Origin of the sequence: Rahnella inusitata (genome assembly GCF_018288855.1) — a bacterium.
Taxonomy (GTDB): Bacteria; Pseudomonadota; Gammaproteobacteria; order Enterobacterales; family Enterobacteriaceae; genus Rahnella; species Rahnella inusitata.
The window spans coordinates 3,993,709-4,008,164 of sequence record NZ_CP065024.1; the positions used below are offsets into that span (position 1 = coordinate 3,993,709).

Annotated in this window: 13 protein-coding genes; 11 read left to right on the plus strand and 2 right to left on the minus strand. The window is 52.1% G+C overall.

The annotated features are described in order from the left end of the window. Positions 1 to 31: 31 nt before the first annotated feature. From I2123_RS18740 to I2123_RS18780, 9 genes are all read left to right on the plus strand, one after another. The gene (locus tag I2123_RS18740) at positions 32 to 610 is read left to right on the plus strand and encodes a lipoprotein (RefSeq protein ID WP_112164309.1); all 579 of its coding nucleotides are present in this window, start codon (positions 32 to 34) and stop codon (positions 608 to 610) included. 149 nt (positions 611 to 759) lie between these two features. Continuing rightward, the gene (gene ampG / locus I2123_RS18745) at positions 760 to 2,238 is read left to right on the plus strand and encodes a muropeptide MFS transporter AmpG (RefSeq protein ID WP_213051244.1); all 1,479 of its coding nucleotides are present in this window, start codon (positions 760 to 762) and stop codon (positions 2,236 to 2,238) included. Between the two features lie 435 nt (positions 2,239 to 2,673). Beyond that, positions 2,674 to 3,633 (plus strand): cytochrome o ubiquinol oxidase subunit II, encoded by a 960-nt coding sequence (gene cyoA / locus I2123_RS18750; RefSeq protein WP_112164307.1) that lies wholly within the window; start codon positions 2,674 to 2,676, stop codon positions 3,631 to 3,633. A gap of 3 nt (positions 3,634 to 3,636) precedes the next feature. After that, entirely contained in the window at positions 3,637 to 5,628 is a 1,992-nt protein-coding gene (cyoB, locus tag I2123_RS18755) for a cytochrome o ubiquinol oxidase subunit I (RefSeq protein ID WP_112164306.1), read from the plus strand. Further along, positions 5,618 to 6,235, plus strand: coding sequence for a cytochrome o ubiquinol oxidase subunit III (locus tag I2123_RS18760; RefSeq protein ID WP_112164305.1), 618 nt, complete (start codon positions 5,618 to 5,620; stop codon positions 6,233 to 6,235). Before cyoB ends, I2123_RS18760 begins: the two co-directional genes overlap by 11 nt. After that, complete coding sequence (locus tag I2123_RS18765) at positions 6,232 to 6,564, plus strand: cytochrome o ubiquinol oxidase subunit IV (RefSeq protein WP_056771051.1); 333 nt, start codon at positions 6,232 to 6,234, stop codon at positions 6,562 to 6,564. The genes I2123_RS18760 and I2123_RS18765 overlap by 4 nt, the downstream gene beginning before the upstream one ends. A gap of 18 nt (positions 6,565 to 6,582) precedes the next feature. Next, a complete protein-coding gene (gene cyoE, locus I2123_RS18770) occupies positions 6,583 to 7,467 on the plus strand; it encodes a heme o synthase (RefSeq protein WP_112164304.1) in 885 nt (294 codons plus the stop codon). Positions 7,468 to 7,655: 188 nt separating this feature from the next. Continuing rightward, positions 7,656 to 9,020 (plus strand): MFS transporter, encoded by a 1,365-nt coding sequence (locus I2123_RS18775; protein ID WP_213051245.1) that lies wholly within the window; start codon positions 7,656 to 7,658, stop codon positions 9,018 to 9,020. Positions 9,021 to 9,196: 176 nt separating this feature from the next. Then, entirely contained in the window at positions 9,197 to 10,495 is a 1,299-nt protein-coding gene (locus I2123_RS18780) for a Gfo/Idh/MocA family protein (protein ID WP_213051246.1), read from the plus strand. Positions 10,496 to 10,612: 117 nt separating this feature from the next. On the opposite strand, the gene I2123_RS18785 is transcribed toward I2123_RS18780, so the two are convergent. After that, entirely contained in the window at positions 10,613 to 11,104 is a 492-nt protein-coding gene (locus tag I2123_RS18785; protein WP_112164301.1) for a YajQ family cyclic di-GMP-binding protein, read from the minus strand. Positions 11,105 to 11,343: 239 nt separating this feature from the next. On the opposite strand from I2123_RS18785, the gene panE reads away from it, so the two are divergent. Continuing rightward, the gene (gene panE, locus I2123_RS18790) at positions 11,344 to 12,255 is read left to right on the plus strand and encodes a 2-dehydropantoate 2-reductase (RefSeq protein ID WP_112164300.1); all 912 of its coding nucleotides are present in this window, start codon (positions 11,344 to 11,346) and stop codon (positions 12,253 to 12,255) included. After that, positions 12,218 to 12,826, plus strand: coding sequence for a protein deglycase YajL (gene yajL, locus I2123_RS18795; RefSeq protein WP_112164299.1), 609 nt, complete (start codon positions 12,218 to 12,220; stop codon positions 12,824 to 12,826). Before panE ends, yajL begins: the two co-directional genes overlap by 38 nt. Before the next feature lie 66 nt (positions 12,827 to 12,892). Here the strand turns inward: yajL and thiI are convergent, their stop codons facing one another. Next, positions 12,893 to 14,341: a tRNA uracil 4-sulfurtransferase ThiI gene (gene thiI / locus I2123_RS18800; RefSeq protein ID WP_112164298.1), complete on the minus strand. Its 1,449-nt coding sequence runs from the start codon at positions 14,339 to 14,341 to the stop codon at positions 12,893 to 12,895. Between the last annotated feature and the right edge of the window lie 115 nt (positions 14,342 to 14,456).

Consider the following 14,456-nt stretch of genomic DNA (forward strand, 5'->3'; position numbering starts at 1 on the left):
CTATTCCCTTATAAATATTGAGAAAACACACATGTTAAAGAAAATTATTTTCCCTGTGCTGGCGATGTTGATGCTGGCCGGTTGCGCCACCAGCACCAACACGCTGGACGTTTCGCCAAAAATCGTTCTGCCTTCACAAGACCCAACGCTTCAGGGCATCACTATCAGCGTTAACGGCGCTGACCAGCGTCAGGATCAGGCGCTGGCGAAAGTTAACCGCGATGGCCAGCTGATTTCTCTGACCCCGTCACGCGACCTGCGTTTCCTGTTGCAGGAATCTCTCGAAAAACAAATGACTGCACGTGGTTACATGGTCGGAGCTGACGGTGTCGTCGATCTGCAAATCGTCGTGAATAACCTGTATGCGGACGTACAGGAAGGTAATCTGCGTTACAACATCACCACCAAAGCAGACATCTCCATCATTGCTACCGCGAAAAATGGCAGCAAGCAGGTGAAAAACTACCGCTCGACCTATAACGTTCAGGGCGCGCTGTCTGCGACCAACGCTAAAATCACCACCGCGGTGAACACCACGCTGGGCGATGTCATCAGCGACATGGCGTCTGACACCAGCATCAGCGACTTCATTAAAGCTAACGCACGTTAAGATTCCGTTGTTGTCAGCCTGATACTTTCTGCCCGGCCTGTCCGGGCAGAATGCTAATGAAAGCCAGTGAATTTATTCCCCGCGAAGCATCCCTTCCTTTATTATGCCCATGCGCCACTCTTTCACCTGTCCGCAGGAACATACTTTTCATGATCAGTCAGTACTTTAAGATTTTCACACAGCGTAATACGGTCATTTTACTGCTGCTGGGTTTTGCGTCCGGGTTACCGCTGGCGCTGACCTCTGGCACGTTACAGGCGTGGATGACGGTCGAGAATGTCGATCTGAAAACCATCGGTATCTTCTCGCTGGTCGGTCAGGCTTACGTCTTTAAGTTCCTGTGGTCGCCGATGATGGACCGCTACACGCCCTCTTTTCTCGGGCGCAGGCGCGGCTGGCTGGTGCTGACGCAACTGCTGCTGGTCGTGGCGATTTTCGGCATGGGCTTTATGGATCCTTCAAAGGACCTGTTCTGGCTGGCGGCGCTGGCGGTGCTGATAGCCTTTGCTTCGGCGTCGCAGGATATTGTCTTCGACGCCTATAAAACGGATTTACTCCCCGCCGAAGAGCGCGGCAACGGCGCAGCGGTTTCGGTGCTGGGTTACCGGCTGGCGATGCTGGTTTCCGGCGGGCTGGCACTCTGGCTGGCTGACCGCTATCTCGGCTGGCAGCACATGTACTGGCTGATGGCTGCCCTGATGCTGTGCGGCGTGCTCGCGACGCTGATGGCACCGGAGCCAGAATATTCACAACCCGCGCCGCGCACCATCGAAATGGCGGTGGTCGCTCCCTTGAAAGACTTCTTTGGCCGCAACAACGCGTGGCTGATTTTACTGCTGATCGTGATGTACAAAATGGGCGATGCCTTTGCCGGTAGCCTGAGCACCACTTTTTTAATTCGTGGGGTTGGTTTTGACGCCGGAGAAGTCGGTCTGGTGAACAAATCATTAGGACTGCTGGCGACGATCGTCGGAGCGCTGTTCGGCGGAATGTTGATGCAACGTCTGAGTCTGTTCCGCGCGCTGATGCTGTTTGGGATTTTGCAGGCCGTCTCCAACGCCGGTTACTGGATCCTTGCGGTGACTGACAAACATCTGTATTCCATGGGCGCGGCGATCTTCTTTGAAAACCTGTGCGGCGGTATGGGCACGGCAGCGTTTGTTGCCCTGCTGATGACGCTCTGCAACCGGTCATTCTCCGCCACACAGTTCGCGCTGCTGTCTGCCCTTTCCGCCGTGGGCCGCGTTTACGTCGGGCCGATTGCGGGCTGGTTTGTCGAAGCCTACGGGTGGCCGTGGTTTTATTTGTTCTCTATCGTGGCCGCCGTTCCTGGTCTGTTGTTGCTGGCGGTCTGTCGCGACACACTGGAGTACACGCAAAAAACCGACAGTTTCCTGCCCCGGATCCACTTCGCCACGCCGTATCGCTGGGCGTTGCGCTGCATGGTAGCCGGTAGCGTATTGCTCGCTCTTTGGCTGATTACGCTGATTATAAACAGTCTGGGCTGGGCGTCATGGCAATCGCTGGCAGTGACGCTGCTCGAAACCGGAGCATTCATCTGTCTGGCGGGAATTATCCTTGGCAGCCTGCTGGATTTCCTGTCACTGCGCCGCAGCGCACGCGCCTGATTTTCCGCCATTCGTTTTGAAAATGAATGGCGGATTCGATTTAACAATTCATCTATAAATATTGCTCAACAATTTGCCGTCGAAAAAAATAATATTTTCTGTTTTTATTTTTCAGGCGCTCATTTGATGCTTTTTATTTCACCTGAAATCTACATTAATTTAACATTAATTAAACCTTCCGGCCGGATAATCGGTGAGAATAATATTTACAAATTCCGACACCCCTTGTTTTTCATCACTATAGAAAAAAATCTATACGCAACATATTGTTGCCCACTGTGAATTGTCACGATCCGTGACATGTGTGACTGCGTTAACATAAAGTGTCAACAGCGCTTTGACACTTGTTTAAGCGTGTTTACAGTCCTGCAACCTTCCCGTAAAATGCCCGCACACCTGAAGCGACAATAGAGCCCTAGTTATTGAGGTCGTTAGATGAGACTTAAGAAATACAATAAAAGTATTGGGATGTTGTCCTTATTTGCTTCCGCGTTAATGTTAAGCGGTTGCAATACGGCATTGATGGATCCCAAGGGAGCAATTGGACTTGAACAGAGAACGCTGATTTTAACGGCGATCGGTTTAATGCTGATCGTTGTTATTCCAGTTATTATCATGGCGTTTGCCTTTGCGTGGAAGTATCGTGCTTCCAACACAAAAGCAACCTACAGTCCTAACTGGTCCCACTCCAACAAAATTGAAGCCGTCGTCTGGACTGTTCCAATTATTATCATTGCCATTCTGGCAACGATTACCTGGAAGACCACCCATGCGCTTGATCCGTTCAAGCCAATCGTATCTGACCAAAAACCGATGACGGTTGAAGTCGTTTCTCTGGACTGGAAATGGTTGTTCATTTATCCGGAACAGGGCATCGCAACTGTTAACGAACTGGTTATCCCGAAAGACGTGCCTGTTCAGTTCAAAGTCACTTCAGACTCTGTGATGAACTCGTTCTTTATTCCTCAGTTAGGCGGACAGATTTACGCGATGGCGGGTATGCAGACTCAGTTGCATTTGATTGCAAATGAAGCTGGCACCTATAAAGGCATCTCGTCAAACTTCAGTGGCCGTGGTTTCTCTGGCATGAAGTTCAACACAATTGCGACCCCAACCCGTGGCGATTTCGACACCTGGGTAGCGAAAGTGAAAAGCGCACCGAACCAACTGGCAACCACTGATGACTTCAACAAGCTGGCTGCACAGAGCATCGACAACCCGGTCGAATATTTCTCTGTCGCAAAACCAGGCCTGTTCAAAGAAATCATTGGCAAATACTCCATGCATGACATGAAGGCAGCGCCAGAAGGTCATACCATGCCAATGCCTGCCGGCACTGACATGAAAGGCATGGATATGGGTGGACAGTCTCACGCAGCCGGAGCCGAGGAATAAACGATGTTCGGAAAATTAACGCTTGATTCGGTTCCGTATCATGAACCGATTATCATGGTCACCGTTGCCGCAATAATCCTGGGCGGTCTGGCAGTTGTTGCCGGTATCACCTATTTCGGCAAGTGGAAGTATCTGTGGACCGAGTGGCTGACCTCCGTCGACCACAAAAAATTAGGTATCATGTACATCATTCTGGCTTTCGTCATGCTGTTGCGTGGCTTTGCCGATGCCATCATGATGCGTAGCCAGCAGGTGCTCGCCTCTGCGGGTGAACCTGGCTTCCTGCCGCCTCATCACTACGACCAAATCTTTACCGCGCACGGCGTAATCATGATCTTCTTCATGGCGATGCCTTTCGTTATCGGTTTGATGAACGTGGTGGTTCCTTTGCAGATCGGTGCACGCGACGTTGCGTTCCCGTTCCTGAACAACGTCAGCTTCTGGTTCACCGCTGCCGCTGTGATTCTTATCAACATCTCTCTGGGTGTCGGTGAGTTCGCACAGACCGGTTGGTTGGCCTATCCGCCGTTGTCCGGTAAGGAATACAGTCCGGGGGTGGGGGTCGATTATTGGATATGGAGTCTACAGATATCCGGTATTGGTACCTTGCTGACTGGTGTTAACTTCTTCGCGACCATCCTCAAGATGCGCGCACCAGGCATGCCGCTGATGAAAATGCCGGTATTTACCTGGGCCGCACTGTGCACCAACGTGTTGATTATCGTGTCCTTCCCGATTCTGACCGTGACTGTTGCACTGCTGACTTTAGACCGTTATCTGGGCACCCATTTCTTCACGAATGATATGGGCGGCAACATGATGATGTACATCAACCTGATTTGGGCCTGGGGCCATCCGGAAGTGTACATTTTGGTTCTGCCAGTCTTTGGTGTGTTCTCTGAAGTTACCGCAACCTTCTCTAAGAAACGTCTGTTCGGTTACACCTCGCTGGTATGGGCAACCATCGCCATCACCGTGTTGTCGTTCGTCGTTTGGCTGCACCACTTCTTCACCATGGGTTCAGGCGCTAACGTCAATGCCTTCTTCGGCATCATGACGATGATCATTTCTATCCCGACCGGGGTAAAAATCTTCAACTGGCTGTTCACCATGTACCAGGGCCGTATCACGCTGAACGCAGCGATGCTGTGGACCGTTGGCTTCATTGTCACCTTCTCTGTGGGTGGTATGACCGGCGTTCTGTTGGCGGTTCCGGGTGCTGACTTCGTGTTGCACAACAGCCTGTTCCTGATTGCTCACTTCCACAACGTTATCATCGGTGGTGTGGTCTTCGGTTGCTTCGCAGGTCTTACTTACTGGTTCCCTAAATCCTTCGGCTTTACGCTGAATGAGAAATGGGGTGTGCGTTCATTCTGGTTCTGGATCATCGGCTTCTTCGTTGCATTCATGCCACTGTACGTACTGGGCTTCATGGGTATGACCCGTCGTGTCAGCCAGAATATCGATCCTGAGTTCCATCCGCTGCTGGTTATCGCCGCGTGTGGTGCAGCACTGATTGCTATCGGTATCCTCTGCCAGCTGATCATGATCTTCGTTTCTGTCCGCGACCGCGACCAGAACCGCGATCTGACCGGTGACCCGTGGGATGCACGTACTCTGGAGTGGTCAACTTCTTCTCCTCCTCCGTTCTACAACTTCGCTATCGTGCCGCAAATTCACGACCGCGATGAGTTCTGGGACATGAAAGAGAAAGGCACCGCTTACAAGCAACCTGCAAAATATGAAAAAATTCATATGCCACGTAACAGCGGCGCAGGCTTCATCATCGCTATGTTGAGTCTGGTTTGTGGTTTCGCATTAATCTGGGATATCTGGTGGCTGGCAGCAGTAAGCTTCCTCGCACTGGTAGTGACCTGGATTGTGAAAAGCTTCGACGAAGATGTTGATTACTACGTATCAGCTGAAGAAGTCGAACGTATTGAAAATCTTCATCATGAACAAATCCGTAAAGCAGGTGTGAAACATGGCAACTGATACCCTGACTAACCACGACGCAGCCCATGCAGAGCATGGGCACCACGACGCGGGTGAGACCAAAGTCTTCGGCTTCTGGATCTACCTGATGAGTGACTGCGTACTGTTTGCGAGCTTGTTCGCAACTTACGCGGTGCTGGTGCACGGGACCGCGGGTGGCCCGACTGGTAAAGACATTTTTGAACTGCCGTTCGTTCTGGTAGAAACCTTCTTCCTGCTGTTCAGTAGTATTACGTACGGCATGGCGATGCTCGGTATGAGCAAGGGCAGTGTGAAAGCAGTCAACGGCTGGTTGTTCCTGACCTTCCTGTTCGGTCTGGGCTTCATCTGCATGGAAGTGTACGAATTCCATCACCTGATCAAAGAAGGTTTCGGTCCGGATCGCAGTGGTTTCCTGTCAGCGTTCTTTGCGCTGGTAGCCACCCACGGGATCCACGTAACCTGCGGTCTGATCTGGATCATCATCATGATGGTACAGGTAAGCCGCCGTGGTCTGAACGCCGTTAACCAAACCCGTCTGATGTGCCTGAGTCTGTTCTGGCACTTCCTGGACGTTGTCTGGATCTGTGTATTCACCGTTGTTTACCTGATGGGGGTATTAGCATGAGTCATTCTGCCACTTCCCACGGCGGCGCAAGCCACGGCAGCGTGAAGTCATACCTGATTGGCTTCATCCTGTCAGTGATCCTGACGGTTATCCCGTTCGCCATGGTCATGAGCGATACTGCTTCGCATTCACTGATCATTGGTACCGTGGTTGCATCCGCGGTCATCCAGATCGTTGTCCATCTGGTGTTCTTCCTGCACTTAAGTACTGCGTCGGAAGCTCGCTGGAATCTGGTGGCATTTCTGTTCACCGCTGTGATTATCTTTATCGTCGTTGTGGGCTCATTGTGGATTATGTATAACCTCAACCTCAATATGATGGTCAGTTAAAGAGCCGAGCTGCACGTGATGATTAAGCAATACCTGCAAGTAACGAAACCAGGAATTATTTTCGGCAACTTAATTTCTGTCATCGGGGGATTCCTCCTTGCTGCCAAAGGCAACATCGACTTCCCACTCTTTCTCGCCACTTTGGTGGGCGTTTCGCTGGTCGTCGCATCGGGTTGTGTGTTTAACAACTTCATCGACCGCGACATCGACCGGATCATGGAAAGAACGAAGAACAGGGCCCTGGTAAAAGGACTTATTCCGCCGAAAACAACCCTGGTTTACGCCACTATTCTGGGTATTGTGGGCTTTGCGTTGTTGTATATCGGCGCCAATCCGCTGGCCATGTGGCTGGCGGTGATGGGCTTTGTGATTTATGTCGGCGTTTACAGCCTGTACATGAAACGCAACTCGGTCTACGGCACGCTGATCGGCAGCTTGTCGGGCGCGGCGCCACCGGTGATTGGTTACTGTGCCGTTTCCGGCCAGTTTGATACCGGTGCGCTGATCCTGCTTCTGATTTTCAGCCTGTGGCAGATGCCGCACTCGTACGCGATTGCCATCTTCCGCTTTAAAGATTATCAGGCTGCAGGCATCCCGGTTCTGCCCGTAGTGAAAGGCATTTCCGTCGCCAAGCATCATATTACCGTCTACATTCTGGCGTTTATGATTGCGACACTGATGCTTACCCTGAGCGGCTATGCAGGTTATAAATACCTGATTGTCGCAGGTGCGGTGAGTGTCTGGTGGCTGGGCATGGCACTGAAAGGTTACAAAGCTGAGAACGACGTGGTCTGGGCGAGGAAGCTGTTTGGCTTCTCCATCGTGACCATTATGTCGCTGAGCTTTATGATGTCTGTGGACTTTAATTCCGCACCCACATCACTGCTAACCTACGTTTGGTAACCCGAGCTGTTAGCCTGACGCGCTGTCGTTCATTCCGATAATCAGCACACTGAAAGGCCAGTAGCGATACTGGCCTTTTCTTTTGTTCTGCCGGAAAGCAAAACCCGTAATATCTGCTAAAGATCCATCGTTTTACCCCAACTCGCCAAAAGCACTACAATGCACGATTGTTATTTTGAGGTAGTAATGTGAACGATAACCAGATGACCCCGCAGGAAAGTCGGGCAACATGGGGACTAGGGACAGTATTTTCTTTACGCATGCTCGGCATGTTCATGGTTCTTCCCGTCCTGACCACCTACGGTATGGCGTTATCCGGTGCCAGCGAAACGCTGATCGGCATCGCAATCGGTATTTATGGCCTTGCACAGGCTGTGTTCCAAATCCCGTTTGGATTGATGTCTGACCGCGTTGGCCGCAAACCGCTGATCGTCTTTGGTTTGATCATTTTCTGTATCGGCAGCATCGTTGCTGCATCCACCGAATCTATCTGGGGCGTGATCATTGGTCGTGCTCTGCAAGGCTCCGGGGCAATTGCCGCCGCGGTCATGGCGCTATTGTCAGATCTCACCCGTGAGCAGAACCGCACCAAAGCGATGGCCTTTATCGGCATCAGCTTCGGCGTGACCTTTGCGATAGCGATGGTGCTCGGCCCAATCATCACGCACGCGTGGGGTTTACATGCGCTGTTCTGGGCGATTGCCGTACTGACTATCATCGGCATCATCATTACCGTCGCCGTTGTCCCCTCCCCTGCCACCCATATTCTTAATCGCGAATCGAGCATGGTGAAAGGCAGCTTCGGCAAAGTGCTGAGCAACCCGAAACTCCTGAAGCTGAATTTCGGCATTTTGTGCCTGCATATCCTGCTGATGTCGAGCTTCGTGGTATTACCGCAGGTGATGGAACACGCAGGCTTCCCTCCAAGCGAGCACTGGCGCGTCTATCTGGTCACCATGCTGACGTCCTTCGTCGCGGTAATCCCGGTTATTATCTACGCCGAGAAAAAACGTCATATGAAGCAGGTCTTCATGGGCTGCGTGGCGGTTTTACTGCTGGCTGAAATCGTGCTGTGGTCTGCCGGTCTGCATTTGTGGGCAGTCATCGCGGGTATCCAGCTCTTCTTCCTTGCTTTTAACGTGATGGAGGCCATTCTGCCGTCGCTTATCAGTAAAGAATCTCCGGCCGGATATAAAGGCACCGCGATGGGGCTTTATTCCACCAGTCAGTTTATCGGCGTGGCGATTGGCGGCAGCTTAGGCGGTTACGTCTACGGTAACGTCGGTGCCGGCGCTGTCTTCCTGGTGTGTGCGGCAATTGCCGTGGTCTGGCTGATGGTCAGCTCGACCATGACCGAACCGCCGTACGTCAGCAGCCTGCGCATCACGCTGTCTGAACTGGCGGTGAAAGATTCTGCCCTGCAGGCGCGTATTATGGCGCAGCCGGGTGTGGCTGAAGCCGTGGTCGTGCCGGAGGAATTCAGCGCTTACGTGAAAGTCGACACAAAACAGACCAACCGCAAGGCGCTGGAACAGCTGGTCAGCGCTGCCTGATTTTTGCACATTTTTACTGTTAATTCCGGCGTGCCTCTAAAAATGGCACGCCATTTCATTTCGATGTTTCCCGCTGTGATACACCTCACTTAAAAATCTCCCGCAATCATTATCCTCAGGAATTCCTTAACAAAAATTCTGTCAGCCATGACGGCTTTTCAGCCTTTGGGGATCTCATGAAAACGTATGCTTTAGTGGGCACCGGCGGGCGCTCTGGTTTGTACATTGACGCGATCACCGGCAAATACCGCCACAACGCAAAGTTTGTGGCTTTCTGCGACACCAATCAGACACGCATGGATTATGCGAATCAGCAGCTGGCGCAGCGTGACATCGCGCCGGTGCCCACCTGGAAAGCCTGCGACTTCGGCGACATGCTCAGCGAGACTAAACCCGACATCGTGATTGTCACCAGCATGGATCGCACGCATGACGATTATATTGTCCGCGCCCTGCATGCCGGTTGTGATGTGATCACTGAAAAGCCGATGACCATTGATGAAAACCGTGCGCTGCGTATTCTCGATGCGGTCGATGCCACTGGCTATCAGGTTCGCGTGGCCTTCAACTACCGTTACGCGCCGCACCACAGCAAAATCCGCGAACTGCTGATGGAGGACACCATCGGCGAAGTCCTTTCTGTGCATTTTGAATGGCTGCTCAATACCGAACACGGCGCTGACTATTTCCGCCGCTGGCACCGTGAAAAGCGCAACTCCGGCGGCCTGCTGGTGCACAAATCCACCCACCATTTTGATCTGATGAATTTCTGGCTTAACAGCACGCCGGAAAAAGTTTATGCACAAGGCGACCTGCGATTTTACGGTAAAGAGAATGCCGAGAAGCGCGGCGTGACGGAGTTTTACCCGCGTGCGCACGGCTATCCGCAGGCTGATAACGACCCTTTTGCCCTGCATATGTCTGATAACGCTCAGCTCAAAGCGTTGTATCTTGATGCCGAGCACGAGGATAACTATTTCCGCGATCAGAGCGTTTTCAGCGACGGTATCAACATTGAAGATACGCTGTCGGTGCTGGTTAAATACCAGAACAAAGTGCAGATGACATATTCACTCAACGCCTATCTGCCATGGGAAGGACTGAACGTAGTATTCAACGGCACCAAAGGGCGCATTGAAATGAAAATCGTCGAGATGTCCTACGTGAATGCTGGCGGTAAACGTGAAAACGAAGGCAGTCTGGAAGAGGCAAAAATAGTGGTGTATCCGCTGTTTGCCAAAGCGTGGGAAGCCGAATTCTCACTGGGCGAAGGCGGTCACGGTGGTGGAGATAACGCCATGCTTGAGGATCTGTTCGGCGAACGTAAAGAGGATCCGTTAAAACGCGCTGCCGATCACCGCGCAGGCGCCATGTCGATCCTGACCGGTATCGCCGGCAATCTCTCCATGCAGCACGATAAACCGATTTACTTTAAAGACTTCGAGCTGGTGAAGCGGCTGCAACAAAAGAAATAGCACACATGAAAAAGGGACGCGATAAGCGTCCCTTATAACTGAGATAACCCAGTAATTTGAATTACAGCACTAATAAGTGAATCGGATCCCTGGCTGCGGCTCAAAGAACGACGATGATTAGTCGCGGAAATTCTTGAACTGGAACGGCTGTCCCAAATCCCCGTTGCGCACCAGCGCCATCACGGCCTGCAAATCATCACGAGCCTTGCCGGTCACGCGAACTTCATCGCCCTGAACCTGCGCCTGGACTTTGATCTTACTGTCTTTGATCAGCTTGACGATTTTCTTTGCCAGCGTCGATTCAATACCTGAGTGCAGTTTGGCTTCCACACTGTAGGTTTTACCGCTGTGATCCATCTGCTCCGGAATTTCCAGCGCGCCACCTTCAATCCCACGTTTGGCTAACTTCTCACGCAGAATATCTACCAGCTGGTTGACCTGAAAATCAGATTCGCTGGCCACTTTGATGCTCTCGTTTTTTTCGTTGAGATCGAAGCTGGCTGGCACATTGCGGAAATCCCAGCGGGTTTGCAGATCACGGCTGGCGTTTTCCACGGCGTTACGAACTTCCTGCATGTCGATTTCGGAAACAATGTCAAAAGACGGCATAATCGCTTCTCCCTGTAGTTTTGTATTGCACGTTATATGGCGTGCATAATACCGCCTTCAACCGCCGATGCCAAACGACAGCAAAGCTCCAGCCACAAATGGGCACGACGGTCAAAAAGTGCAGGTGAAAATGTGATGTGCAGCACAAATGTCTATACTAATACGATAACCGGACAGCAGAATATTCTTTCTACACCCGATTCCTACGGCGTAATTCGCCACCACTCCCGGGAGGCACAATGAAAATTACGGTATTAGGTTGCGGTGCGCTGGGACAACTTTGGCTATCAGCCCTTTATCAGCAAGGCCACGACGTGCAGGGGTGGATCCGCATTCCGCAGCCTTTTTGTGCCGTCAACGTGATTTCCCCGGAAGGCGTGGCGTTTAACCGTAATATGCCGACCAACGATCCGGAGCATCTGGCGCAAAGCGAACTGCTGCTGGTGACGCTCAAAGCGTGGCAGGTTTCCAGTGCGGTCAGCGCACTGATGCCGATGCTCAATGATAATTGCACCATCCTGTTGCTGCATAACGGCATGGGCACGGTGGATGAATTACCGGCTAACCGGCTGGCTATCTTACAAGGCGCCACCACCCACGCCGCCCGGCACGAAGGTAACGCGATTATGCACGTCGCATCGGGTATGACTCACATCGGGCCGGTCACGCCGCGTGGCGCGGCGCACAGTGCGCTGGCGGATACCTTGCATCATGCGCTGCCGGACGTCGCCTGGCACGACAACATCAGGCCGTCGCTGTGGAACAAACTGGCGGTAAACTGCGTGATCAATCCTCTCACCGCGCTTCATGAATGTACTAATGGCGATCTCATCGCCTTCCCTGACCAGATTGAGCAGATTTGTCTGGAAGTGGCACAGGTCATGGCGATAGAGGGATATGAGATCCACAGCGAATCACTGCTGAGTTTTGTCTATCAGGTGATCGACACGACGGCGGCCAACCATTCCTCGATGTTGCAGGATATCCGTCATCAGCGTCACACTGAAATTGATTATATTACCGGTTACGTACTGCGCCGCGGGCGCAAACACGGGCTGAGCCTGCCGGTAAACACCCGCATATTTGAACAAATTAAAAGAAAGGAAAACGACTATGAGCGCATCAGTTCTGGTCTGCCTGGCACCTGGTAGCGAAGAGATTGAAGCTGTCACCGCAATTGATTTGCTGGTTCGCGCAGGCATTGATGTCACCACTGCCAGCGTGGCGGGCGACGGTAATCTGGAAATCCGCTGTTCGCGCGGCGTGCGTATTTTGGCGGATGTCACTCTGGTCGAGGTCGCCGACGACGACTTTGACGTGATCGTGCTGCCGGGCGGCCTCGGCGGAGCGACCTGTTTCAGTGAAAGCCCGCTGCTGGTGGAGAAAGTCCGTCAGATGCACATCAGCGGGAAAATTGTCGCCGCTATCTGCGCTGCGCCCGCGCTGGTGCTGGAATATCACGACTTATTCCCGGTCGGCAATATGACCGGTTTCCCTGGGCTGCGCGATAAAATCGATCCGAATAAATGGTCCGATCGCCGGGTGATTTTCGATCCGCGCGTCAATCTGCTGACCAGCCAGGGACCGGGCACGTCGATGGAGTTTGCCCTGAAGATTATCGATCTGCTGCTCGGTAAAACTAAGGCCGCCGAAATCGCCGCGCAGCTGGTGCTCGCGCCGGGGATTTACAACTATACCGATGAAGGCGCCCGCGAATCCTGACCGGAACCTCAGAAAGTAAAAAGGGGCTCAGCGATGCTGAACCCCTTTATTTTTATCGCCGTGAAACTAAGGGCGATAAACTTTCACATTGTTAAAGCCCTGCTCTTTCAGATACAGCGCCTGCAAACGGCTCATGACGCCGCGATCGCAGTACAACAAATAGGTTTTGCTCTGATCCAAATCGCCGAACTGCGTCGCCAGCTTATAGAATGCCAGCGTCTTCACTTCGACATTCTCCAGTGCCAGCGGGTCTGCTTCAGCTTCATCCGGCGCACGCACGTCGAGCACGATATCGGTAGAAACAAACTCAGCGACGGTTTCGACTTCAGGAACTTCCTGAGCGGCCTGCTCAGCAATTTCACGGATGTCGACGTTTCGCGCTTCGCTGACCACTTTATCCAGCACCGAGAAATCGAACATCGCTTCTTCAGCTTCGATTTTAGCTTTCACCGCTTTTACGGTCGGGCTTTTCGAAATCACACCGCAATATTCCGGCATGGTTTTGGCGAAGTCTTCGGTGCCGATTTCACGGGCAATCTTGATGATGTGCTCTTTATCGTGAGAAATCAGCGGACGCAGGATCAGCGTGTCAGAGACGTTGTCGATCAGGCGTAAGTTGGTCAACGTCTGGCTAGACACCTGGCCCAGCGCTTCGCCGGTCACCAGCGCCTGTACACCGTAACGTTCTGCGATAGAAGACGCTGCGCGCACCATCATACGTTTGAGAACGACGCCCATCTGACCGTCTTCAATTTTTTCCAGGATCTCACCGACCACCGGTTCAAAATCAATGGCAATGAAGCGCACGCGGTGTGAGCTGCCAAAACGGTTCCACAGGTAATGCGCCACCTGTTTTACACCTATTTCATGAGCCGCGCCGCCGAGATTAAAGAAGCAGTAATGCACACGGCAGCCACGACGCATCAGCATATAACTGGAAACGCCGGAGTCGAAACCGCCGGAGATCAGTGACATCACATCTTCCTGCGTGCCGATCGGATAACCGCCCTGACCTTCGAGGCGGCTTTTCACCAGTACCAGTTTGTCGTCGTTGATTTCCAGTTTCACCGTAACTTCTGGCGAAGTCAGATTCACCCGTGCAGACTCAATGTGTTGATTCAGACCGCCGCCCACGTAGCGTTCTACGTCGCCGGAGCTGAATTCATGCTTACCGCGACGTTTAACACGCACGCAGAAGGTTTTTCCTTCCACTTCAGAACGATAGGCTTCAAGCGCCTGTTCGAAAATGTTATGCATGTCGGTATAAGGACGATCTTCCACTTCTTCTACGTAGCGGATGCCCGGAATGCGGCACAGCATTTCCTGGATGAGATCGTGTTTGCTTTCGTCTTTGCTGCGAACTTCGATATGATCCCAATGGCGTACGACTGCCAGCGTCTCATCATGCGGTCGCACAATGTTGCGAATGCTGCTTGAGAGGATCTTAATGAAGCGCAAACGCACAGATTGGCTCTTGATGGTGATTTCAGGGAACAATTTAATGATAAACTTCATGGCAGTCTTTTGTTAGCAGGTTAAAGAACGGGGTAGTAAGTCGCTGAATAAGGATCTAGGATCCTATTATTGCTAAGCCTTATGTTTGTTTATGAATCATCAGTTTTGTGCCACA